The following is a 23,223-nucleotide window of genomic DNA, read 5'->3' as shown; positions in this document are numbered from 1 at the left end:
ATAAGCAATTTCATAAAGAAAAGGGATGGCATATGGCTTCAAAAAAATGTCCTGTCCCACCTGCTAGAAATTAGCGAGAATATTACAGCGGAGACCACACTCATCCAAATATGGAGGGCCCTCCAGAAGACTATAAAATTAATTTGTGGGGAGCACATGTAGTCTGGTTTCCTTTTCGAGTTTGCTGCCGACAAATATATCTGAATACTCGTTTTGCAACGAAGCCAAAATTAAGGGGGCAGTAACTCAGGGGATATATATAAAATATATTTTTTATATTGATTCCAATTCATTGACGGCGTTATAGTTCTCCTTGTGTTCTTTTTCCGCCAACGAGGTAAAATCGCCTTCAGCGAAGTGCTTTGTTGCTTCATAATAGACTGTTTTGCTGCTTAGGTTTGACTGGCGTAATTGATTTATAAGCGCTTCGTTGTGACGAAAACTGTCCATCCATTTTTTGACCCTTTTGAGACGCCATATATGTTTATAAATTTTCTTATTCTTTATCTCTTTTATAACAATAACCTTAGGCAACTTAAAGGGCAGTAATTCTTCATTGATAAGAAGTATTGCCATTAGCCAACGTAGTGAAAGGAATGATGGGTGAAAATCGCCACTGCGGTGACTGATATTTTTTAAAACAGCTCCTGCTTTATCTTTAAATTTTATATTTCCTGCAGCCAGACAGCAGGCCGACTCTAGAGGATCACCGGTCATTTGGAAATGTTTCGGAGCTTTCTTATGAGGACGAGTTTCAAAAGCAAACCACAACTTACCTGCTGTATCGACTAAAAAGCGAAAAATGGTTTCTTCTTCTCGTGCCAGTAGTTGTTTGAATGTAGATAATGAGTTTACAGAAAAAGAATTAGCTTCACAATTAACGGCTGTTTTTCCTGCATAAAAAATGTGTGCTGGATCTGGCGGACATGAGAAAAATTCTTTATCTAATTGGGTTGAAAATCTAATCATATTTTCCATTAAGATAATTAGCGCATTAAGAACATTAATCATAACACAAGTAGACGTCGTAAAGTTAATAAAATCCTGGGTTATCTTGATTTTTAGGCGCAAATAACACCGGAAGCGAAACTAACCAATAAATCAATAACTTCGAACTGATGTTTTAGAGATAAAAGGATTGCAAATTTAATTTAACTCGATAACATAAATCTATAAAAAATAACAAAGGAATGTCATGAAACTTGCATTATTTACTGCCGCTTTATTAGCCAATGGAGCTGCTACCTCGGCTACGGTTAATGGCTGGTATGCCAGCGGTTTTGGTGGCTACACTTATTCACCTTCTAATGTAGAAAGGCTTTATTATGATTTCTTCTTCCTCTCCGATGTGCATTATCGTTGGGGATATAATGCTGGTGGCGGCCTTGGGTACCAAAGTAATACTATTCGTTATGAATTTCAATATACTTACTTATATGTTGATACAGACCAGTATAGTGTAAATCATAGAAAAGCCTTGGATATCGATGGGGGTACTAAAGCAAATATTCTTATGGCCAATCTTTATTATGATTTCCCTGAGAAACTGGCTAAAATTTCTCCATTCCTTGGGGTGGGTATTGGTTATGCCTTTATGCATGCCACTTTAAACAGTACAAGCCGCTTCAAACGCCCTCATTTTAATGTAGACCAAAACTCTTTTGCTTATCAGGGAACTGCCGGGTTGACTTATAATTTTCGGGAAAATTTTGCAATCAATACAGCATATCGCTATTTAGCATCAACCGATAAAAGTAATTGGGGTAAAAACCTCCAGGCACATATGGGAAATGTTGGAGTAATATATCGTTTTGATATAGGCAGTTATAAATAGTGGTTCTTCGTGTCTCGTCTTTTGCGTTGGAATACTGCAATATAGTTACCGCAGATTACGTATTTGAGTACGAGCCTCTATAGCTTTTTCACACCCCAAGTACAAGTTAGGTTAGGCCTTTAGGCCTGAGGTATCGACAGTTTTAATAAGAAACCTCTAAAATTTTTCGCCCACGTAACGCGCATAAAGCGCGCCTCGTAGAAAAGTGTGGCCTCAGGTCAAAACGCCCCTACCTACACATGCTGAAGTTCACTAATCCAACAAAATCCAAATCGAAAAGAAATAACATCTATATCTGAAATTACTGCGCAAAGAATGGCCAACATAATCTTACCGAATACTTTTGCATACTCGTAAAAATGGATGGAATAATTTTATTGACATTGTCCGGAACTTAACATTATAAGAGTTCTTTTCGCCAAAATTCCACGTCAATAGTCAAATAGCCTCGCTTTAACACACCCTGAACATTCAGTGAGGCTTGATTGTTGAGCCCGACATTTAAGATATCACCTGCCCAAAAAAATTTCATCTTAACACTCCCATCTTCTTTTGATCTGGAAAATCAATGTGTTAGATTATTCTAACCTATCTTATGGCTCCCCTTTCCTGGGTATAGCGCAAATATTGTATTTTTCATCATATTTCGTGCTAAAATGCGCTAGATTTTAACAAGGAGAATAGCAATGAGATGTTATGCTTTAGGAACAAGCTTTGGTGATGCCTCTTTTGATTGGTTAATTTCTCTTAGTAATAGTTTTTTGGGCGGTAGTTTTTTTGAGAAACAAATAAAACAAACTGTAGAAAAATATAAGGAAGATATCAATCTTTATTGTTCGGAGTTAAAGCCTAATGAAGTCAATTGGACAAAAAAGGGAAACATTTATATTTATGCAAAACGACTAGTTAATGATTATTGTGTCGTTATTACTGATAGTCCATTAACTGAAACGCAAATGTATTGGCTCAGTTTTTATTTATTAAAGCTTCAAGTGGATAAAGATAAAATTGCTCCCAACATAGAAAAATTCACTGAAGATTATAAAGTTGTCCAAGTGAAGAAAGAACTCGAGGACGTCAAACAAATCATGCTTGAGAATGTTGAAAAAGTGACACTTCGAGGAGAAAAGATTGATGATCTGCTTGAAAAAACAGAACAACTTGAAGCATCTTCGTTTCAGTTTAAAAAGAACGCAGAAAAGTTAAATAGTTGCTGGCCAAGCTGCGTATTACTTTAATTTTTTGCACTGAATAACCTACATCTACATAATCAATACCGCAAGCATAGGCTGGGCTCGACGGCCGAGCCTACGTTTGCCCTTAATCCATCCATTCTTTTTAAATTTTTTCAAATCAGGCGCACTCGGCTACCGGCATCAGAGATTTATAAAATTGAACTACGAAATATTATGGGGTACCTTTTAGAATGAGTATATATAATTTAGAATTAATATAATTTTGCTCCCCCGTTCCTTAGGAAACCTATGCACCAAACAACTTTAAACTACTCAACCAGCCTTATTCGTAAAGCGATTTTTAGTTTTTGGTATAAAACCGTTGGACCTTTAATGATCTTGACTTGGCTTGCCCTCATTGGATATTTAATATTCCTAATAGCTAATGAAGATTATTCATGGATTACTGGTGCACTGGGAGCGATTCTCCTTTTTACTGTTGCAATAGCGATTATGCTGTATTTCATTCATTATCGAAATTCTTTAAACACATTAAAGAAAATGAAACATTCTAATGCTCTATTCTCTGCATCTGAGGATAATGTCACATTTTCATCAGACCAAGGCTCAGTCACACTTGGATGATATGACGGTAAAAATTGCTTGCCGAATCGAAGATGAGGCCCGTGATGATGAACGTGTATTCATATTGGGGACTAGTGAGGCCGACAAAAAAAATTATACCCTAACTTATTAAGTAACAGATCTATAGCAGCAATACTCCCTGAAGGACAATTTGCTGGACACGATGCCAAATTATATTTGCAAAGCATTATTGATCAAGCCAAAGCGGGTAGAGTTAACACGTATATGCCGAATGAATCTCGTACTTGTGGTCAAGCATTTATTGACTTTGTGATAACCCATGCACAAAAAAACCAATGTACCTCCCTGCTTTTCAGTTGTACTGAACTACCAATGCTTCTGCATACCCAGCATCCCCAAAACAAACTTATTTTGATATATTAAAAGAAGAGTTAGCAAAATTAAATGCAGAATTCAAATATTATGATACTGAAGAACTATTTGTTGAAGAAATGTCCAAGAAAAGTCAGAGCTTGCAGGAACATCCAGAAATACGTTCGACGTTTTCTGTTAAAGGTGAATTATCAACTTATCATCGTCTGCATACTGAGTTGAATGAAATTAGAGATGCTATAGAGAAACATTGTCATAAGTTTATAGGTACAAAAAATGAAAAAAAAAGAAATGTGTTTATGGCAACATTGAAATTCTTTGACGATGGTGATTTGGGTGCTTTAGCCCGTGTAATTCAGGAAAACCCGAGATATGATGAATCATCAACGAAAAGTAAAACGTTAGAATTAGTATCAAAGGGTATAAATTTAATGCAAGGTATAGAGCGTGAGACAGCAAAACTTGATTCATTTAAAGTAATGAGAGAGGACCTACACGAGGGAAGAGCACAAGTTCAGGCAGAAGCTTTAGAAAATGCGCTGCCACCTGAGGAAGGTAAAGAACCGTATGACGATCAAGCTCAAGCGGCCTGGCGAGCATAGTATGTTTGCGAGCAACCAGACTATGCTTACTTATTTTTCATATTTTTATTAATTCAGTACCGCAGGTGAATGCTCTTGTTCATCAGAGGGTTCTGTATTGAAATAGTCCGGCAATTCCAGTGAGTTTTTCTTACAGTAAGAGATAATATCCGCCTTACATCCCATTTTATAATGGCCTTTACCATCTGAAAAAGCATAATTATCACTATTTACTTCTTTAAATAAAAATGCATGACTGTCATTTGCCTGCTGACGGAAAAAAGTATCTGCTTTGTTATGATCAGGAAACTGGAGACAATCACCATGAATATTTTCTTTACCAAATTGCTCTTCAAAACTTGCAAATATCTTAGTGAGCGCTTCTTTAGTTACGGATTGGATTTCAAATGAAGAAGGTTTCATATGTATTTTTTGCAACATATCTACGGAAGGAAGTTCGTCCATCCCTTCTTCGTCGGATAGCCTTACTCGAAGCTTTTCAAAGGCTTGTTGCTCAATTAAGCTTAATTGTTGCTGTTGCGCTTTAATTATTAAAGCAGCCTCTTGTTCATTGATGATTTTTTTTAACTCTTCAAGTGTTTTCGCCATCACTATATCCACTGAATTTGTTTGTTAAATAATACATTACATAATCAAATAATAACCAACTCATTCCATTTTTTGCATAATCTTTACAAATTGACTTAAATTTTACATTATAAAGCGAACAATTATCTTTTGACCTAATACGTCCATTTCATCTTGTTTCCAAGCAAGACATAACCTGGTTGCAAGCAACCAAGCTAACACTCACTCGAATGATTTTGATGATAAATTACTTCTTAATACTCGAAGGGTTTTTGAGAAAATCTCTCAGAACATACCTATCTGAAAGATTTTTTATATAACTTCCCAGAATATACCTATCATAAGTCTTTTTAAACTGGCCATTTTCTTGAAACTCAAGCAATGCATCATTGATCTGCTGCAATAATTCACTCTCGTTCTTATTTACTGCAATACCCAGTCCATATCCAATCGAAAACGGTTTCCCAAATGGAGTAAAGACCGGAATTTCAGTAGCCCAATACTGCGCTGACAATGCATCCTGTAAAATGAAATCAACTTCCTCATTGCTCAAAGCCTGAATAAGCCGTGGAGTAGAATTAAAATTTACAATTTGAACATCAGAAAAACCTGAGTTTTTAATTATTTTTTCAAACATAGTTCCAACTTGAATCCCAATTTTTTTTCCATTAAACGCTTCTTTAGAAAAAGGAACAGTACTCCCTTTTTTTAATGTCAAATACTGAGCATCGCTTGGAAGGTAAGGCAATGAAAAATTGACATGCTCACTTCGTTCTGCAGTGATCGTAATAGACGAAACACCTACATCTGCCTCATTTTTTTCTATACTGGAAAGAATAGTGTTTTCCATAAAACCAGAGCGGTATTGACACTCACGATGAATACTCTGACAAATATCCTCCATCATTTCTATATCAAAACCAAATAATTGCTTATTTGCTCCTTGCATAATAAAAGGAGGGTTAAAAATTTCTGTAGCCACTATAAGTGGGCGTAATGAATCCGCATAAGAGCAAGAGATAAAAAAAGAAAAAATAAATAAAAATTGAATCCATCGCTTCTTTATATCTAAAAATCCTAAGAAATAGGAAGTTATGGCTTGTATCATCACCGACATTTCCCTTGTTTTATGAACTCCTTATTTTTTAAAATGTAGCGCATTTTCGAGAACGGTTCAATGCTGGTATTTTTCGTGTAGAAACAGCATAATGAATTGGGTCATACAACAAATTGTATCTCAATAAAGTAGATGTAAGCGCTTCGTTGTTGTGTGTCTATTTATGAATTTGTTGAGAAAGAAACATTCGAGAAACACTGGGCTAATTTACTGAGTGAAAATACAGGTTATTAAATTGACTCGAGGTGAATTCGTCTCCTCTTGTCCGCTTTATCCCTACGACATTCTTATGAGGTGGTGAGATTGAAGCACAACAAGAATGGGTAAAATAAGATAAATTAAGATAAAATAAACTAGTCTAATAATTTGGCTATGAGATACTAAGCAAAAGACAGAAAAGCTGAGCTTACAGAGAAACGTAAACATTTTTCTCAATTGAAGGACTTACTATTCTAAACGGTAAAAGCAGGATCGCAAAATGTATCAACCTTTCATTTTATTTATTATATTAATTATCACAATAGCTTTATTTGTGTGGGGGTATTGGCGTTATGATTTCGTCGCATTATTTGCATTAGCATTATCGGTATTAACAGGCATAGTACCTGCGAAGCAAGCTTTTTCTGGATTTAGTAATCCCGCTGTCATTACAGTAGCTTGTGTCATGATTTTAACTTACGCTATTACACAATCTGGTGTCTTAAATGTTTTGTTAACCAAACTAGAGTTTTTATTTAAAAAACCACTGCTTCACATCAGTCTATTTACAACGACCATTGCAATTATGTCGGCATTTATGAATAACGTCGGAGCATTGGGACTCATGATGCCAATCGCTATTCAATCTTTTATTAAGCAACAGAAATCTCCTTCTATTATCTTAATGCCAATTGCTTTCAGCTCAGTCCTCGGAGGATTAATAACCGTCATTGGTACGCCACCTAATTTACTGATCTCATCTTACAGAGAAGAAATCATAGGTTCCCCTTACAACATGTTTGATTTTATGCCTGTTGGACTAACCATTGCATTTTTTGGCATACTATTTATTTCGTTGATTGGATGGAAACTTGTTCCGTCACGGCAAAAAAATAACAAAACAGATGATTTATTCCAAATGTCAGATTACATGACGGAAATCAAAGTAGTAAAAGACTCTCCATTTTGCGATAAAACTATCAAAGAGTTTCTGGCAGGAATCAAAGCTGATTTTGACCTCATTGCTATGATTCATAGAGGTAAGAAAAAATTTGCTTTTAGTAAGAACGACATTATTCGGAAAAATGATATTTTAATCATAGAAGCGTCGCCCGAGAACTTGGAGAAAATTCTCGAATCAAGCAAATTGATATTAGCGGGAGACAAACCATTTTCCTCAAAAAAATTATCAGACAGCGACATTATTATCATGGAGGCAGTTGTTCCTCCGGGCTCCAACATGGAAGGACGCTCTGCGGCCATGACTAACTTTCATTATCGCCACTCCATTAATTTGCTTGCTCTCTCAAGAAAAGGTATTTCCTTCAAACAAAAATTAAATGATATTCGATTCGCTGCAGGAGATATAATACTTTTGCAAGGAAATGCTGAAACCTTACGCGAAACAATTGTCGATTTGGGACTTTTGCCCCTTGCCGAACGTGACGTCAAAATTGGATTATCACAAAAGAACTTCTTGCCTTTATTATTTTTTGTTGCCGCCATTATTCTAGCAGCGCTAAAGGTTTTACCTATTACTATTTCTTTTCTCTGTGCCGTGCTTGCGGTAGTTATTTTTAAAGCCACGCCGCTGCACAACCTATATCGCAGCCTTGACTCATCTGTACTGTTATTATTGGCGGCCATCATTCCAATTGGGGGAGCTATTGAAACCACTGGAACTGCAGATCTTATTTCAAATGCCTTTATACAAATAGCAGGCCAATATTCTCCGGTAGTTGCGCTGATTGCAGTTTTGATTGTAACCATGACCTTGTCAGATCTCATGAATAATGCTGCAACTGCGATAGTTATGGCGCCTATTGCCCTTAATATTGCACGCTCCGCACATGTGAATATAGATACTTTTTTAATGGCTGTTGCTATCGGCGCATCCTGTTCTTTCCTCACCCCCATTGCTCATCAAAATAATACGATGGTCATGGGACCAGGTGCTTATCACTTTTTTGATTATGCTCGTTTAGGGCTTATTCTTGAAATCATTATTATAGTAACAGGAGTCCCTGCTTTATTGTGGTTTTGGCCATTACATTAAAAAATGATGTCTTATACAAATCAAAATATATATTTTTCAGTCGACCTCTTGGAAATATTCAGGAATAAATTATGTCAAAAGGTTTCTGAAAAATAATCATGGGTTCCTTGGGCTACGATAGCTTCCGCCTGTCGATTTAATGCATGAATATAAGCTGCGGTGCGCCGGTCAACTTGATAAGCTTCCTGTAACTCAAAAACATTGTAAAATAATTCTTTCAATATAATGACACGCAAACGTCTATGCACCTATGCCAACGTTCAATAGTAACCTACTTGTTCTGAACCCATTCAAAATAACTTACCGTAACCCCGCCTGCATTAGCTGAAATATCAGGTCACAACAAGAATATTTTTTTCTTTAAAATATCCTTCAAGCATCCTTTATTACTATACCAACATAATACTCTTTTCGAGATGGTCAAATAAACCACGTCTACATATGAGGATATGAATGAGGAATTTTTACAAAATGCTCTTCCTTTTATATGCCATACTATATCTATATTGGTTGATGGAGTTAATCATAATATGCAAATTCATAGTCATCAGAGGCCATTACGAATTTATCTTGTTCATCAAGACCCTAATATAATTGGGTTAATTACAAACGAATTGAAAACATCAGGACATATCATGTCCTCTACAGATAATGTGAATGATGCACTCATTCAAGTGAATAGACTCAAACCTGACTATGTATTAATCGATCAACAGATACCAACTGAACAGATCAAAGAGCTCTGTAAATCAAATCAATATAAAGTCATCATTCTCTCTTTGGATCCTAGCAATAAAAATATCAGCCCGTATAAATCAGGTGCACACGGTTGTATTTATCAAATTAGCAGCCACATTGAATTATTTACTGTTCAACTTAACCGTATTATTGAAGACAAGATTGATATTGAATTTTGGGGGGTAACCGGTGCGTTTCCAGCACCAGGAAAAGATTTTGTCAAATATGGTGGGCACACTTCATGCGTCACATTAAATTTTGTAAATGAGCGCACGATCATATTAGACGCAGGTTCTGGGATAATTCCATTAGGTAATGAGTTAATCACTAAAAACCAACACTCCATAGAGGCAGATATTTTTATCACACACGAGCACTGGGATCATATACATGGATTAACATTTTTTAAGCCCTTATATCATCCTGGAAATCTATTCAATTTTTATGGACCACCACAAGGAGTAAAAAGCGTTCATGAGTTGCTATCAGGACTTATGGATGGCATATATTTTCCAGTAAAAATTGATAGCTTACCTTCTACCATTTCGTATCATGATTTAATGGCAGATCAAAATTTTGAAATTGATAACATTAAAATCGCAACAATCGCTCTTCAGCATCCATGTGCAACATATGGATATAAAATTCAATATAATAATAAAATCATAAGCTATATCACTGATAATGAACTATATGATAAATCATATCACTTATATGATGCTGATTTTGTACACAATCTTATTCAGTTTACGATGGATTCGGATATTTTAATTGTAGATTGCGCGTTTACAGATGAAGAATACGATGCCGGTCGGGTATCTTGGGGGCATTCGTGTCCTAGGCAAATAAGTGAATTTGCATATTTGACCAATGCAAAACAACTTATCCTACATCATAATGACCATCATGAAACAGATGATATTGTTGATGCCAAACTCATCGCGACACAAAAGTTATTAAAGAAATTCGGTTCAGATATAAAATGCATTGCACCTGTATACAGACAGATATTGCGTGTCTAGTAGGTAGCGTAAGTTTTGACAAACACTCTCTCAATGTTCCATTTTTGGGCAGAATCCCCACTCTACTTTTTAAACAAGTCTCTGGCGTTATCCGTTAAAATTTTTCTGACGAGATCTTCAGGAAGATTCGCTTGCTTAATGTAGTCTACAGCTCTCACGTATTTATCATGATTCGCATAAGGGTAATCTGTACCCAACAGCAAATGATCTGAGGGATAAACATCAACGGCATTATGCAAGGCTGGAATATGGCCATGAGCTACTGTATCAACCCAAAATCTTTTTATAAAATCACTGGGCTTACCTTGAATCTCGCCATCCCCCCAATCTGTATATAAATTATCAATACGTTGCATGATCATAGGCAAATATCCGCCGAGGTGTGTACTGATAAATCGTATATCTGGAAAACGTGAAGTGACTCCGGATAAAATCAAATGCAGCACGCCGTAAGTGTCCTCAAATGGAGCGCCAATCATCCACGTGAGTCCAAAGACCTTAGTCTGCTCTCCGGTGCAACAACCTGCAGGATGCAAAAAGACAATAGCTTTCCTGCGATTTAGCTCAGCAAAAATATCCTCAAAACGGTTTGCTTCGACAATAGAATGCTGTAAAACAGTGGTCGTCAGGGTAACCCCCCACATCCCCAATTCATCGAAGCAGCGTTTAATTTCATCTAATGATTCCTGGATATGGGGCAGAGGAAAAATCCCAAATGCCTGAAAACGTTCGGGGAATTTGGTTATAAGCTGCGCGTAAAGATTGTTGGCCATTTTTGCACTGTTCACAGCATCCTCTTTATTTGCAAAATAGGGAACTTGAGGCACTATTGAAAGTACTTGTAAATCCACGCCAGCGCTTTCCATTACAGCAAAACGTGCCGCTAATTCTTGCTCATCACTTCCAGCTTTCATATAACGAGCCACATTAACCAAATCCCCTCCTTTTTTCTCAATATCATCAAGATATTCTTTGGGAAAACAATGTGCATGAACGTCAATAATCATAGCTAATTCCCTCTAATTAAATGGTGAGATAACTTTAAGTATAGCTAGGTTAACTATAGGAGCAATGAACAGATTAGCTGTCACTGGTTTAACTACGTATTCAGCCAAGCTGCAATAGGCCTGTGCTCTTGTAAGTTTTTTTATTCTGCAGAATGAAATCCATAATCTCCTCAGCTATAATTTTATTTAAATGAATCAATTTGTTTAATTATGAGACTGAAAAAATCTATTGTCCCTTATTCAAACAAGGATGCTGCCCATCTTGCTAATAAATACGCCAGAGGATTTATAATAGAAGGTGGAACTCAACTTATTAATAATACTTATCCTATTGATAAGAGAAAAAGTCTTAGTGAAGCAGTAAAAGCTATAAGAGAGAAATCTCAGGAGTCTGCAAGCTCATGGTTGGAGTTTGACTATTACATTTACGAATTTTACCAATCTATCGAATGCAGTAAAAAATACTCAATTGGAAATTGCAATGAGCTTTCTGAAATGGCTTTAGATTATATTGCCCATTATGTTCCTCACGTGGATGCAGAAGTTTTTCAATTAGCAGGTGGCAATCATGTCGTACTTGTAGTTGGAAGACAAAAAGGTAGTGATCCCAAGAAACCAGAGACTTGGGGCAAGGATGCTTATATTTGTGATCCTTGGTCTGATGATGTATATCCTGCTTCAGAATATCTTGCTCGAACTAAAAATTACTATCAGGAATATGACGAAGTTTTAGATATTTATACTAACTATGTAGAAGATTTTAATCCTTCCAAACATACTTTTAGTCCTATAAGAAATTATAATACTGATTACCTCAGAAAATATAACACTAATGAGCATATTGTTGCAGTTTATGAGCTCTTTCAAAAAAAACAAGGAATGATTGTTGCTGCAGCAGTAAATTTAGAAAAGGCTCTTATAGAAATTAGTAATAAGTTAGAAAAAAAATATGGTGTAAGTAATGAAAAATACCAAATTATACAACGCAAAATAAATGAAGTACGGATTGCTACTGAACAATTCACTAGAGATTTTGCTAAGCCTATTGACGAATCCAATAACTATTATGAAATTATATCTCAATTAGATAAAACGCTGAGGCAATCAATTAAGACTTACATTAAAGCAGCAGAAATAACAGATGAAGAAGCAATTACTTTAGCCAAACCGGTTGAAAGAACCAGTCGACATTCCCCCAAATTTTTTCATTCAAATGACAATGTAGTATCAAAAGTTAATGATGCTTTAGAGGCATCTGGTGATATGTTAAAAAGTGTTATCGTAAAAAAGTAACCTTATTTTAGTGTATCGCACCCGGAAAGAGAACTCATCAATTTAACGAGCGCTTAGCAAGTACCCTCTTATCCATTACCTTTCGCCATAATGGGGGGAAAAAAGCCAAAATTATCATTCCCAGATAACCTGAAGGAAGCTGGGGGCTTGAATCAATATGTCTTAACACTTGATAAGGACGTGCTCCATGAACATGATGATCTGAATGTCTCTGCAGATGAAAAAGAAGCATATTACTAAGCCAATGACTCGCATTCCACGAATGTTGAGTTGAAACTTTCTCATAGTAGCCATTGGCGAGCTTCTTGCGTTCTAAACCATAGTGTTCAATATAATTAATAACTTCCAACAAAATAATTGCAGTCAAAGATTGAAGAATGAAGAAGAAAAGTGCTATCCATCCACCATAATAAAAAAGAGTCATTGCCAAAAAAATGGGCATGCTAATTATCCACCAGAATTGATTTTTTAAATGGAACCATGCATATCCTAGGCGATTTAAACGTTTGCGCTCCAGGTTCATTGCAGAACGAAAAGAGCCAATAATTGTTCTAGGTAAAAACTGGTATAAACCCTCCCCTAGTCGAGATGTTGCAGGATCTTTGGATGTAGCCACATGAACATGGTGTCCACGGACATGTTCAATAAAAAAATGGCCATAACATACACTGACTAATAATAGTTTACTTAGGATTTGATCAATCATGGAGTTTTTATGCATGAGCTCATGAGCAAGAGTAATTCCAATTCCACCAGTGAGAAGTCCAATCGATAAGCTAAATCCAATAAACTCTGTTGTTGTTAAAGGGAAATGTATGAGCAGATAAGTCGCAAGAATCAAAAAGCAATATTGCAAAGGCACATACAGCCAAGTAAGGAGTTTGAAATATCGGTCTTTTAACAGTATATGTTCTTGTGTACTATCTGGATTGCCTGGATCAACAAACCAAACATCTATCAGCGGAACCAATGTGAATAATATAAAAAAAGGGAGGAAAGTATAAAAGTCACCGAAATAAAAACCAATAAAAGGCAGTATCACCAGCAAGTAAGCCAGCATAAAACACAGTTTTTTACTTCGTTTCATTATGGTTATCCTTTCATTTCCTATCTATAAATATAGATGGATCGTTAATAATATAAAAGCTGCACAACCTACTGAAAGGATGCAAATCGCTAAACAACAAGGATATTAACTAAAGCAACAATAATATAACCTATTTTTTTCAGATTTTTCCAGGTAAAAATGCTTTTTCTAAATCCCAGGCTTTTTAAGTACCAGTCAGAAAGCATTTCCACGTTTGCGCATTTTTAAGTCTCGAATCAAATTTGCAAGATTTTGATCAGTAAAAAACTGAAGATGGAAACTTAAACATATCAATAGATTTAAATACTAAAAATGAACATCTCAAAGAATAGGATTTGCCATGACACAATATCCTTTAAAGACATTTCGAAGAGTAATAGGAGATTAAGTGAAAATCCTAACCGCACCTTTCACAAAGTCTACGCCACAAGTCTTTATGATTTTTGGTGCATATTAATTCAGATTGCACCTCAAATCCAAATCAAAGCTCAACTCTTTACTCAAGACTTTAACAAACAAAGGAAGCGTAATATCATCATTTTCTTCTAATGAACTATCATTATAAGTGAGCTCGAAAAGGGCTCTAAGAAACTGATTCTGGACAATTCAAAACACAAAGGGAGCCATCTAGCCCACGCTCCGGCATATCTCTGCTGCTTTCTTATGATGGTCTCCTGCAATATAACCCTTTGCGACCTGATTTAAATGAGGCAGAACGGATAATTAGTCCTCTATACCATTGACCCATTCTACAAAATGTTTTGCCTGGTTAACCCATAATTCAGGATAAAGTAAGGTAAAATGACCATGTGAAAACGGTGTTCCTTTTTGCACAACCCATTGTCCATGCTTTACTTGCCTCATTAAAGTGGGCATACGATGAAATTCAGGTGAATCTAAAGCATCATCAGTGAAGTCCAAAGCAAATACTTTTGTTTTTATAGCAGATAAAGAGGGCTCTGGATTATAATCTTTAGAAGCAGACATGACATAGATGATGTCATTCGCATCATGTTTTGTACTGTCTAATATAGCTGAATGGATGTAATTGGTTGCTTTTTCCGTAGTTGTAACGATGTGCTGCATATGAGGTACACCGTCAACCATCATCGTTACGAGCGGCCAAATGGCCTTTACTCCATAAGGAGTAACCTCATAATTTCCATTATTCCATGATGGGTCATTTTTTATACTGTCAATAACCATTTGTCGCCAAAGTAAATTTCGTCCATCAATGGTTCTTGGAAGGCATACGATAGGCATAATCCCATCCATAAATTCAGGATATAACTCACTCCACATCCAACTGTGCATACCCCCCATAGAAGTCCCAACAATCATATTTAAGTGGGAGATTTTTAACTGCTCGGTGATTAGCCTGTATTGCAATTCAACCATGTCTCTATAGTTATAATACGGAAATTTCATACGTAAACCATCACTCGGTTTACTTGACTGCCCTTGACCAATATTGTCTGGAAAAATTAAAAAATAATTATTTGCATCAAAAGGTTTCCCAGGCCCTAATAGAGCTTTCTTAAAATGTTCAAACATTTCAGTTCCACTACCACCAGTCCAATGCAAAAATAGAACTGCGTTATCAATTTTACCTTGAGCGTTTTTTTGGGGCCTACCCGCTGTAATATAATGAATTCGGAGATTATTTAGAGTTTGACCATTTTTAAAGTCATACTTAGGTATCATAAAATTATTTTCTTTATAACCAATTATTTCTTGTTTTTCAGGTATAGAGTTTAGAGGTTTGTCTGTTTTTCCATAAGTTAGCGGTAACTGAAAAAATAATGTAGAACAAAGTAAAAGAATATTTAATTTTCGCATTTAATTAAATCCGTTAATTTTGCTTAATTGATATTAAGCTACAGGAAAGCAAGTGAGGTAGATAAGATCATTTTTACTCAACGACCATTCTCCATTTCAATTCAAAATATAACTGTAACCAGAAACGAACGACTGATTTCACCTCTTTTTCACTCAAAAAATAGTAAACTCTTCAAAATTGTTTTTTACATAACCAATTGATTTTCTATAAAATGCTCACGAAGATTATATTTTATATATTTTTTCACTTATCATTGTTTTGGATATATAAGTATACAAATATAACTATGGATATGTGAACGATTAAATGGAGTTTATAATAATGCAAATTAAAACCATATTAATGGCGCTAGGCTTTTTTTTCTCATCAATGAGTTATGCCACTATTAATATTGGTACTCTTATATTTAAGCCGCCTTATATATTCTCTCCGGGCAATGGATTTGATATTGATTTAGCTCAATTACTTTGTCAGCGCTTAAAAGAGCAATGTAATTTTATTCCCATGGGAATGGATGAGCTCTACCACAAATTAAAAGAGGGTAAAGTAGACTTGGCGATGGGAGGCATTCCGATTTCTTATGCTCTTAAAACTGATTTCATTTTCAGTTTGCCTTATATGTTAAGTAAAGGACAGTTTTTAGTTCTAAAAAATAATCCAATTAATTCAATCAATGAGTTGCATGGTCAAACAATCGGTGTTTTGCGAAACAGGCTCAATGGTGGATTGTTCTATGAATATTTGTTGGAGCATTACCATAAATTATTCCAAATCACTCTCTATGATGACATTGAAGATGTCTTGGCCGATTTGCATAATAAAACAATACTAGCTGCTTTTTTTAATCGCTCATCAGTAAATTACTGGACCCAAGAGGGAGGAGAGCAATTTAAGTCATTAGGAAATGTACATATAATTGGAGATGGGATAGCAATCCTCGCTTTACCTAAAAATAAAGAGTTGATCCTGCGTATTAATAATTTATTAAGGGAAATAGAAAAAGATAATACCTATATTAAGTTATATGATACTTATTTTGCGGATGAATAAGTTTTTCTCTTAAAAAAAGTTAAACGGAACTACTTGCTGTCTTCGTAAATTGCAAGCTGCCAAGGGCATACCCGCATTTTCCAATATAAGCGTACTTGTTTATTTTTATATGCAATAATGTCTATAATGGATCATTGTGTCACACTATGGGGCATACTACTATGGACAGTAAAATTGAAAAGCAACCATTCACACTTACAATATTAGGGACTCTCACTGACTTTACCCCTGAATTAAAACAAATTGCGAAACCCACTCCTTATACCAAGGGAGCCAAAGTAAAAGATTATCCCAAAGGAGAAACACTAAGTGTCATCTCTTTTTTAATTAAAACAAATCCACCAGCTAAAATAACGAAAGTTGACGCAAAAAATCCTTACCCCTTGCAAGCAGATGAAGTTACCGTAGTTAATGGACCTACAACAGATGGCTCCAATGTAGGAGAAAAAATTTCCTTGGGGCTGGTGGCAATCTTGAAAGCAGTAGCCAGAGGACAAACGTTAATCAACATTATTGCTCATAGTAGAGGCGCGGTTGAATCGATTTTAATAGCCCATGAATTACAAGCAATACAAAAAATGATTTCAGAATGCGTGAGTTTTGAAGAAGTATTGAAGCAGTTGGCTGAGCAGCAAACAAAACGATACAAGGGTACACCAAAAAATAACACTCCTGATATTATAGAGCCTTTAAAATCCCAAATTAATCTCATACCTAAAGAAGAGCAAGAGCAATGGTTCAATAAGTTAAAAACAAACCTGCCACATACATCAATAAACTTCTTTGGTATGGACCCTGTCCCTGGAGATTGTTTTCCAATTACTTGGTATGACGAACGTTTTTTTATATTACCGGAAATTATAAATAATGCTGAATTAATTTATTATGCAAACGAACGTTCTGATTGGGGATTTACCCCAATTTATCCTGAAGTAGTCTCTAATGAAAAACAAAACCTTGTTTGTTATTCCATGCCTGGACATCATGGGACCGGCTCAAATGGAAATGATGGTTCCCAACAAGGAATAATTGTCTGCCCTGATGGTTATAAAACCACCCATGTCCAAAAATTAATGATATATAAGATACTTAATTTCTTAAATAAGTATCATGTAGCGTTTAATGATGGCACCCAGATCTTTCATCAGTATACCGCTTTAGGAAGAAAATATTCGGGATCCGATTCTGGAGTGAAATCGATTAATGTAACCACACTTGATTTTCCAACTATTTTACGGACACTTTATGCGGCTATTGCCAAAAATCAAATTGGGTATGATGCATATAATTCAACCAATTACTCCTATATGGGGCTCACTAAGCAGCGCAGAATTCTGCATAAAGGGCGTATCTACGGTCTCTTCAATGATGTATTTACCACCTACTCTGGTTACGTTAATGAGGAACATGCCTTATTAATGCAAACTCATTTTTTCAAAATTTTTGGCCTTGATACCCAAAAGAAAGAGCTTACGGAGATGCTCAATACTGCAAGCTCAGTCCTAGAAGAAAACATTAAAAAAATTGCCAGTAAAGAAACATCAATCCTGGATTCTGAAGTGAATCGTAAAAATGTATTGGAGACATTTGGTATCGTGATTCGTCAGGTGAGCCAGCAATATTTAACTGAGAACTGGTCATCAATTGAAAAAGAACAAGAAAAAGAAACGCTACATCAAGCAATTATTGATATCTTAACTAAATTTAAAGAGCTGTCTGAGTCAGAAAATTTAACAATTAAACAGTTTGTTGCGGAACTCCTTGAATTAAGTTTCACGAGTATAAATCATACATTAGTGGTTCGCGCCCATGCCTTGAAAAAAGACTTTAATTACTTTCAAGAATCTATAGATATTCGCTTAGCCCACTTTTTTAGTGCATTATTAATGCAATTAAATCACATTGAAAATAGCCCCTCCGTTATCCTCGATGAAATTATAAGCTCTGAAGAATATAAAAAACTACCTGATCATCCCTCTGCAAGCAAAATAACTCATATTTATAAAAAATTGTCTGGAAAAGGCCTAGAGAAATACACCATTGAGCAACTTACTCAAAGCTATGAAGAACAATTTGCTGATGGTATTGAAGATTTTGCAAAGCTTTATCAGCAGATTCAAACCTTTATTTATGACCTAGCCGCATTACGCAGTATAGTCCCTAGCAAAAAAATTGAAGTAGACGAACTGTGCTTGCTAAAACAAGCTAATGGATTAATCATCACGGCTGCAGAGCGATTTTATAAAGAGAGACCATCGCATGAACTTCCTCCTATTGCCCGGGCAGATTTATTCATGAAGCTGACAGAACAACATGCCATTGAACATTTTGGTGTAATCGATCGCAGCAAAGAAAAAAATAATGAACCAGAAAAAGCGAATGTGGAGACTGGCGGTTACCTTTCCGGAGCGTTATCTTTCTTCTGGAGCCCGATGTCAAGAATGATATATGGCACTCCAGTTACCACTACTCCTAACGGAGAAATTACTCAGAATGAAAATGTCACGCCAACTCCTCCATAGATATTAATTCCTGTTCCGTAGATGATTTAAAAACACAGCAACTATAGGTAGGTTAGAAAACCTACTTATGGGCTTATTGAAACAACAACACATATCTTTAGTACTAATTCATGCCTGACTAAAGATGGTTAATATTAAATTGATATTAAAGCGTTATGATACAATTTGCATCCATATTAATCTTATAAATCATAAATCACTCATATCGCCTCTACTTCCCTTCTTAAGGATGCACACATATATCCAGTAAGAATTTCGGCTCTTTCAGAACATTCATAGCTTCATTCAAGGAAATAGATCGTCAGCAAAGCTCATCAAAATACAAAAGGCATAATTTATTGACAGTATTGCTTGCATATGTACAATGGAAAAGCATCAGTATTCCCTAACTGTAGGATAAAATGTTATTTTTCACCCACCAGTTCAATATGGAGACTGCAAGCCAGGTCAAGTATGCTCAAGAATAAAAATAACCCAATTCAATTCTCAGTAGTCAGAGAAGATCCAGAAATCGAGAAAAAAGTAATCCTTTCCTCCGGAGCAAAAGAAATTCTTCTCATTGCCTCGGGAGGCTGTACTGCACTTTCCCTGCAGGCTTACTTTCCACACCTACGATTCACTTTAGTCGACCCAAATCATACACAGATTGCATTAATACAAGAGAAAATGAGGGTCTTAGAGGAATCTTCCACCACAAAAAAAGCGGCTTTTAATGTAGAAAATGATTCTCCATTTGGTCTCAACGAGGGAGGAAATTTCGAGTCACTTTTTCGTTCGTTTAGAAATTTTATTACTGAGTTTATTTTGCCTCTAGAGGAGTTAAAAGAACTTCTGACCCAGCCTTTAGGCAAATTTCATAGCTCTCATATAAGAGCAGTGCTGTTTGAACATAAATATTGGAAGGTTGCCTTTGATTTATTTTTCCACCATAACTTTCTTGCAGCAATGTTTGGTCCAGAAGCAGTACAGCACGCTCCTAGAGATTCCTACCCGAAATATTTTAGAAAGGTGATCGAGAGGGGTCTGGAAAAAGATGACATGTCCAGAAATTATTTTATTCATCATCTGTTTTTAGGGCATTACATCAACCAGGAATCCTGCCTTCCTTATTATCTCTGCGCCCCAACTCCAAAGTATCATTTTGAATTCTTTAATAACACCATCGACAAAGTCGAAAGTTTTCACTCATTCGATCTGGTGAACCTTTCTAATATTTTTGATTGGATGGATGAAGACAAAATTAAGCATCTGGCAAATCGACTCAATCTTGAAATGAAGCCAGGAGCACGGCTGTTGACACGCCAACTCAATAATCAAAAAGATTTTATGAGGTACTTTTCCAGTCATTTTGAGCTTTTATGCGATGAAAGTGCAGAGTTATTAGCAAGCGATAGAAGTTTATTCTATTCACAAATCAATTATGCCTTGAAGGTAAAATAAGTATGGATCAGTTAGTCGAGCAAATTCTTCAAGAGACAAATTACTTAAATAATCCCTATTTTGTCCATCTAAGAGATGGTTTTTTTGATAAAAGTGATTTTGTCGAAACACAGATTCAATTTTATTCCGCTGTTGATTTTTTCGCACGCCCTATGGCTGCATTGGTATCCAAGATTCCTTGCCCTGAGCAAAGACTTGGGATTTTGCGAAACGTGTGGGAAGAACACGGAGAAGGTGAACGAGATCGGTTTCATAAATTTACCTTTCTAGTCTTTCTCCAAAGATTGGACGGATGTACTTTTGAGGACGTGAAGGCTCGCATTTTATGGCCGGAACTTCGAATTTTTAACACGACTTTGGAGGGCGTATGCAATTCAGATGATTATTTGCTCGGAGTTGGTACGATGGGGATGATTGAAAGGATGTTTTCCGATATTTCATTTTTTATCGGGCGAAACGTGGTAGCGCGTGAGTGGATCACTTCTGGCCAGCTTATCCATTATGACCTTCATGAAAAACTGGACCTCAAGCATGCGGAAGATTTCTTTGCAATTCTACGAACTGCCTGGCATGAAGAACCTGAATCACGAAACTCCATTGAGCAAGGCCTTCGATTGGGAGCCACCCTTTTTAATGGATTATATGAAGGACTGTTTCGTGCACGAAGCAGGCGCTGGCTCAACGGAAGTCTGGTAAACCATGGTATTAAAGATAAACAGGTGTTAACAGCCGAAGAGGTAAAAGTATCTGAACCAACCGTGGTATCTATTTCATGAAATTAGTACGTTTGACTCTTGCAAATATGAATCGTTATCTCGCCCAAATCCTTGATTTGGAGCGAGAAGTCACCTACCCCTACGGAGATAAGTTTTTTAAAATTGATCATGGTAAAGATTATTTTGCCTTTTTTGAGCGATTGGGAAAACTCTATTACTACATATTCGTAGATAAACATCGCGTTGCTGGAGTAGTTGCCGCAGTTTTGAGAACTGTTCCATCCCGCATCGGCATAAAAAAAATTTGGTACTATTGTGACCTGAAAATTCATCCGGACTACCGAGGCCAACACTTACCTATCAAAATGGCTTACAAAATTTATTTACGAAATTTGCTAAGCAGTTGGAATGGCTTTGGCATTTCCATGAATCCTGTCACAGGAATCAGTGAGAACCAAGCGAAACGCCTCACAAGATGGCTCAAATGGATTCCCGTAAGAGATACCCAGCTTAGCCTGTTTTCGTTAGACCATGCCTCTATGCAAAACGCTCAGCCCATTCTGAAACAGTATCGGGGCGATGTGCGATTTCTGTCGCTGGAAGGAATTAAAGATCTCGTTTTGACCCATGATCAAAGTAGAATCCCAGTTTTGCATGCGCAATTTGGAGATATGGGGAAAGGAACTGAGAAAGAGTACGAGCCACAGGAGGGTCATATCCACATGTTTTGTGCAGCATCAGAAGATCCTCTGGTTGAGGAGCTTTCAAGAATGCAGCTTTTTCCATCTTCTACGATCACGTTACTCAATTGTGGAACAAAACCCCAAAATTGGGATTGGTTATTAACGAGCGATCTCTAATTGAATTAGCGGAAAACAAACCTATGGGACAAACACATTTTAACGGGTTGGTATATACATTAGCTAATGAAGATTCAGTTGTCGAATCGGAGCTTCTTCCCGAGCATACAGAGAGAGTCATAGCGATCGCGGGGAGCGGAAGCAGAATCATTCCTCTTTTAAGCAAATCCCCGCAAGAGCTCATTTGTGTGGATCTCTCTGTAGAGCAACTTTATCTGACAGAATTAAGAATTGAAAGTGTAAGACACTTGGAGCACGATGAGTTTATTCAATTTCTTGGATATCCAACTACAAGAAGCTCTACTCAAAGTCGAGAAGATCTTTTTAAGAGGTTAATCACATTACGTCCAACCACCCAGGAGTATTTTTTAAACTCGTTTAGGATGAGCAAGTGGAACTCACTTATTTATTCTGGAAAATGGGAACAAACCGTCCGCAAATTCAGTGTGGTTATTCGCAAATTCGTAGGAAAAAAGGGATTAAAAATTTTTGACTGCAAGACCCTGGAGGAACAAAGATCTTACTATACTCATAAATTTCCCCAAAAAGCATGGCACTCTTTTTTGCGCATTTATGCTGTATTGATGGCAATCACCTGGAAGATAAAGCCAGGCATATTTCCCCAGGTAGACCCCAAAATCAGTTTCTATCATACATACAAAAAGTGTTTCGATCAGATGTTTCTGAATACTGTAGCAAGAGAAAATTACATGCTCCAATTGATCTTCTTTGGAGAAATTATTTTCGCAGAAGCACTTCCAGCAGAATGTGACCCGATCCTATTTCGTAAGGCAAAAAAAGCATTACTCCAAACTAAGGTCAGTTACATCCAGCAGGATATTATTTCAACGCTGGAAAAAAGTGAAAACAAGAGCGGATTTATTTCACTTTCTAATGCCCCCTCCTATTTTCCAAATGAAATGGCTAAGAGTTACCTTGGTCGTATTGCCTCTCGACTTTCTGAGTCTGCAACACTAGTAGTCAGGAATTTTTTGAACGACCCCACCATTGCTTGTCTCGACGGCTTCACAGATGTTTCAGAGCACTATTCTCATATCCTTGCCAAAGAAATGACAAAAACCTACGAGATACAAATTTTTCGCTATTCCAAAAGATAAAAG

The 23,223-nt window shown here is 36.4% G+C and carries 22 protein-coding genes; 13 read left to right on the top strand and 9 right to left on the bottom strand.

Annotated features, from left to right (window positions below):
• Nucleotides 1-273 precede the first annotated feature (273 nt).
• Nucleotides 274-969 (bottom strand): hypothetical protein, encoded by a 696-nt coding sequence (locus Lpar_RS10555; protein ID WP_058519240.1) that lies wholly within the window; start codon nucleotides 967-969, stop codon nucleotides 274-276.
• 226 nt (nucleotides 970-1,195) lie between these two features.
• Between Lpar_RS10555 and Lpar_RS10550 the strand changes: the two genes are divergently transcribed.
• A complete protein-coding gene (locus Lpar_RS10550) occupies nucleotides 1,196-1,834 on the top strand; it encodes an outer membrane protein (RefSeq protein ID WP_058517908.1) in 639 nt (212 codons plus the stop codon).
• 400 nt (nucleotides 1,835-2,234) lie between these two features.
• Here Lpar_RS10550 and Lpar_RS19545 read toward each other — a convergent pair whose 3' ends face one another.
• Entirely contained in the window at nucleotides 2,235-2,366 is a 132-nt protein-coding gene (locus tag Lpar_RS19545) for a hypothetical protein (protein WP_272947094.1), read from the bottom strand.
• Between the two features lie 154 nt (nucleotides 2,367-2,520).
• On the opposite strand from Lpar_RS19545, the gene Lpar_RS10545 reads away from it, so the two are divergent.
• The 3 genes from Lpar_RS10545 (at nucleotide 2,521) to Lpar_RS10535 (ending at nucleotide 4,589) form a co-directional block, all read left to right on the top strand.
• Nucleotides 2,521-3,072: an R-SNARE family protein gene (locus Lpar_RS10545; protein WP_058517907.1), complete on the top strand. Its 552-nt coding sequence runs from the start codon at nucleotides 2,521-2,523 to the stop codon at nucleotides 3,070-3,072.
• Between the two features lie 246 nt (nucleotides 3,073-3,318).
• Nucleotides 3,319-3,654 carry a hypothetical protein gene (locus tag Lpar_RS10540; protein ID WP_058517906.1) on the top strand — a complete coding sequence of 112 codons (336 nt, stop codon included), beginning with the start codon at nucleotides 3,319-3,321 and terminating at the stop codon, nucleotides 3,652-3,654.
• A gap of 452 nt (nucleotides 3,655-4,106) precedes the next feature.
• A complete protein-coding gene (locus Lpar_RS10535; RefSeq protein WP_058517905.1) occupies nucleotides 4,107-4,589 on the top strand; it encodes a hypothetical protein in 483 nt (160 codons plus the stop codon).
• A 48-nt stretch (nucleotides 4,590-4,637) separates the two neighbouring features.
• Here Lpar_RS10535 and Lpar_RS10530 read toward each other — a convergent pair whose 3' ends face one another.
• Together Lpar_RS10530 and Lpar_RS10525 are read right to left on the bottom strand one after the other, a co-directional pair.
• The gene (locus Lpar_RS10530) at nucleotides 4,638-5,177 is read right to left on the bottom strand and encodes a hypothetical protein (protein WP_058517904.1); all 540 of its coding nucleotides are present in this window, start codon (nucleotides 5,175-5,177) and stop codon (nucleotides 4,638-4,640) included.
• 226 nt (nucleotides 5,178-5,403) lie between these two features.
• Nucleotides 5,404-6,264 carry a transporter substrate-binding domain-containing protein gene (locus Lpar_RS10525; RefSeq protein WP_058517903.1) on the bottom strand — a complete coding sequence of 287 codons (861 nt, stop codon included), beginning with the start codon at nucleotides 6,262-6,264 and terminating at the stop codon, nucleotides 5,404-5,406.
• Nucleotides 6,265-6,751: 487 nt separating this feature from the next.
• Here Lpar_RS10525 and Lpar_RS10520 point away from each other — a divergent pair, with 487 nt between their 5' ends.
• The gene (locus tag Lpar_RS10520; RefSeq protein ID WP_058517902.1) at nucleotides 6,752-8,527 is read left to right on the top strand and encodes an SLC13 family permease; all 1,776 of its coding nucleotides are present in this window, start codon (nucleotides 6,752-6,754) and stop codon (nucleotides 8,525-8,527) included.
• A 74-nt stretch (nucleotides 8,528-8,601) separates the two neighbouring features.
• Here Lpar_RS10520 and Lpar_RS19370 read toward each other — a convergent pair whose 3' ends face one another.
• Both Lpar_RS19370 and Lpar_RS19365 read right to left on the bottom strand, forming a co-directional pair.
• Nucleotides 8,602-8,775 carry a hypothetical protein gene (locus Lpar_RS19370; RefSeq protein WP_156416201.1) on the bottom strand — a complete coding sequence of 58 codons (174 nt, stop codon included), beginning with the start codon at nucleotides 8,773-8,775 and terminating at the stop codon, nucleotides 8,602-8,604.
• A 23-nt stretch (nucleotides 8,776-8,798) separates the two neighbouring features.
• On the bottom strand, nucleotides 8,799-8,858 hold the full coding sequence (locus Lpar_RS19365; protein ID WP_082650429.1) for a hypothetical protein: 60 nt from the start codon (nucleotides 8,856-8,858) through the stop codon (nucleotides 8,799-8,801).
• Nucleotides 8,859-8,976: 118 nt separating this feature from the next.
• Here Lpar_RS19365 and Lpar_RS10515 point away from each other — a divergent pair, with 118 nt between their 5' ends.
• On the top strand, nucleotides 8,977-10,287 hold the full coding sequence (locus Lpar_RS10515) for an MBL fold metallo-hydrolase (RefSeq protein WP_058517901.1): 1,311 nt from the start codon (nucleotides 8,977-8,979) through the stop codon (nucleotides 10,285-10,287).
• Between the two features lie 62 nt (nucleotides 10,288-10,349).
• Here the strand turns inward: Lpar_RS10515 and Lpar_RS10510 are convergent, their stop codons facing one another.
• On the bottom strand, nucleotides 10,350-11,294 hold the full coding sequence (locus Lpar_RS10510) for an amidohydrolase family protein (protein WP_058517900.1): 945 nt from the start codon (nucleotides 11,292-11,294) through the stop codon (nucleotides 10,350-10,352).
• Nucleotides 11,295-11,504: 210 nt separating this feature from the next.
• Here Lpar_RS10510 and Lpar_RS10505 point away from each other — a divergent pair, with 210 nt between their 5' ends.
• Nucleotides 11,505-12,587 carry a hypothetical protein gene (locus Lpar_RS10505; protein WP_058517899.1) on the top strand — a complete coding sequence of 361 codons (1,083 nt, stop codon included), beginning with the start codon at nucleotides 11,505-11,507 and terminating at the stop codon, nucleotides 12,585-12,587.
• Between the two features lie 37 nt (nucleotides 12,588-12,624).
• On the opposite strand, the gene Lpar_RS10500 is transcribed toward Lpar_RS10505, so the two are convergent.
• On the bottom strand, nucleotides 12,625-13,674 hold the full coding sequence (locus Lpar_RS10500; protein ID WP_058517898.1) for an alkane 1-monooxygenase: 1,050 nt from the start codon (nucleotides 13,672-13,674) through the stop codon (nucleotides 12,625-12,627).
• Nucleotides 13,675-14,397: 723 nt separating this feature from the next.
• Complete coding sequence (locus Lpar_RS10495) at nucleotides 14,398-15,513, bottom strand: alpha/beta fold hydrolase (protein WP_058517897.1); 1,116 nt, start codon at nucleotides 15,511-15,513, stop codon at nucleotides 14,398-14,400.
• A 322-nt stretch (nucleotides 15,514-15,835) separates the two neighbouring features.
• Between Lpar_RS10495 and Lpar_RS10490 the strand changes: the two genes are divergently transcribed.
• The 6 genes from Lpar_RS10490 (at nucleotide 15,836) to Lpar_RS10465 (ending at nucleotide 23,220) form a co-directional block, all read left to right on the top strand.
• Nucleotides 15,836-16,564, top strand: a complete 729-nt coding sequence (locus Lpar_RS10490) for a transporter substrate-binding domain-containing protein (RefSeq protein WP_058517896.1) — start codon at nucleotides 15,836-15,838, stop codon at nucleotides 16,562-16,564.
• Between the two features lie 161 nt (nucleotides 16,565-16,725).
• A complete protein-coding gene (locus tag Lpar_RS10485; RefSeq protein WP_058517895.1) occupies nucleotides 16,726-19,086 on the top strand; it encodes a hypothetical protein in 2,361 nt (786 codons plus the stop codon).
• Between the two features lie 453 nt (nucleotides 19,087-19,539).
• On the top strand, nucleotides 19,540-20,526 hold the full coding sequence (locus Lpar_RS10480; RefSeq protein WP_058517894.1) for a DUF3419 family protein: 987 nt from the start codon (nucleotides 19,540-19,542) through the stop codon (nucleotides 20,524-20,526).
• 2 nt (nucleotides 20,527-20,528) lie between these two features.
• The gene (locus Lpar_RS10475; RefSeq protein ID WP_065236072.1) at nucleotides 20,529-21,302 is read left to right on the top strand and encodes an iron-containing redox enzyme family protein; all 774 of its coding nucleotides are present in this window, start codon (nucleotides 20,529-20,531) and stop codon (nucleotides 21,300-21,302) included.
• Complete coding sequence (locus tag Lpar_RS10470; protein ID WP_058517893.1) at nucleotides 21,299-22,102, top strand: hypothetical protein; 804 nt, start codon at nucleotides 21,299-21,301, stop codon at nucleotides 22,100-22,102. Before Lpar_RS10475 ends, Lpar_RS10470 begins: the two co-directional genes overlap by 4 nt.
• 23 nt (nucleotides 22,103-22,125) lie before the next feature.
• A complete protein-coding gene (locus tag Lpar_RS10465; protein WP_115341249.1) occupies nucleotides 22,126-23,220 on the top strand; it encodes a DUF3419 family protein in 1,095 nt (364 codons plus the stop codon).
• The last annotated feature ends 3 nt before the right edge of the window (nucleotides 23,221-23,223 follow it).

The sequence above is a fragment of the Legionella parisiensis genome (assembly GCF_001467945.1).
GTDB lineage: Bacteria > Pseudomonadota > Gammaproteobacteria > Legionellales > Legionellaceae > Legionella > Legionella parisiensis.
This window is presented reverse-complemented; position numbering and strand designations above follow the sequence as displayed.

Coding starts and splice junctions, on each gene's coding strand:
- Lpar_RS10525 (WP_058517903.1), bottom strand. CDS start 6,264: ATGATACAAGCCATAACTTCCTATTTCTTAGGATTTTTAGATATAAAG.
- Lpar_RS10510 (WP_058517900.1), bottom strand. CDS start 11,294: ATGATTATTGACGTTCATGCACATTGTTTTCCCAAAGAATATCTTGAT.
- Lpar_RS10500 (WP_058517898.1), bottom strand. CDS start 13,674: ATGAAACGAAGTAAAAAACTGTGTTTTATGCTGGCTTACTTGCTGGTG.
- Lpar_RS10545 (WP_058517907.1), top strand. CDS start 2,521: ATGAGATGTTATGCTTTAGGAACAAGCTTTGGTGATGCCTCTTTTGAT.
- Lpar_RS10535 (WP_058517905.1), top strand. CDS start 4,107: ATGTCCAAGAAAAGTCAGAGCTTGCAGGAACATCCAGAAATACGTTCG.
- Lpar_RS10515 (WP_058517901.1), top strand. CDS start 8,977: ATGAATGAGGAATTTTTACAAAATGCTCTTCCTTTTATATGCCATACT.
- Lpar_RS10550 (WP_058517908.1), top strand. CDS start 1,196: ATGAAACTTGCATTATTTACTGCCGCTTTATTAGCCAATGGAGCTGCT.
- Lpar_RS10480 (WP_058517894.1), top strand. CDS start 19,540: ATGCTCAAGAATAAAAATAACCCAATTCAATTCTCAGTAGTCAGAGAA.
- Lpar_RS10475 (WP_065236072.1), top strand. CDS start 20,529: ATGGATCAGTTAGTCGAGCAAATTCTTCAAGAGACAAATTACTTAAAT.
- Lpar_RS10465 (WP_115341249.1), top strand. CDS start 22,126: ATGGGACAAACACATTTTAACGGGTTGGTATATACATTAGCTAATGAA.
- Lpar_RS10485 (WP_058517895.1), top strand. CDS start 16,726: ATGGACAGTAAAATTGAAAAGCAACCATTCACACTTACAATATTAGGG.
- Lpar_RS10555 (WP_058519240.1), bottom strand. CDS start 969: ATGATTAGATTTTCAACCCAATTAGATAAAGAATTTTTCTCATGTCCG.
- Lpar_RS10530 (WP_058517904.1), bottom strand. CDS start 5,177: ATGGCGAAAACACTTGAAGAGTTAAAAAAAATCATCAATGAACAAGAG.
- Lpar_RS10470 (WP_058517893.1), top strand. CDS start 21,299: ATGAAATTAGTACGTTTGACTCTTGCAAATATGAATCGTTATCTCGCC.
- Lpar_RS10520 (WP_058517902.1), top strand. CDS start 6,752: ATGTATCAACCTTTCATTTTATTTATTATATTAATTATCACAATAGCT.
- Lpar_RS10495 (WP_058517897.1), bottom strand. CDS start 15,513: ATGCGAAAATTAAATATTCTTTTACTTTGTTCTACATTATTTTTTCAG.
- Lpar_RS10540 (WP_058517906.1), top strand. CDS start 3,319: ATGCACCAAACAACTTTAAACTACTCAACCAGCCTTATTCGTAAAGCG.
- Lpar_RS10505 (WP_058517899.1), top strand. CDS start 11,505: ATGAGACTGAAAAAATCTATTGTCCCTTATTCAAACAAGGATGCTGCC.
- Lpar_RS19545 (WP_272947094.1), bottom strand. CDS start 2,366: ATGAAATTTTTTTGGGCAGGTGATATCTTAAATGTCGGGCTCAACAAT.
- Lpar_RS10490 (WP_058517896.1), top strand. CDS start 15,836: ATGCAAATTAAAACCATATTAATGGCGCTAGGCTTTTTTTTCTCATCA.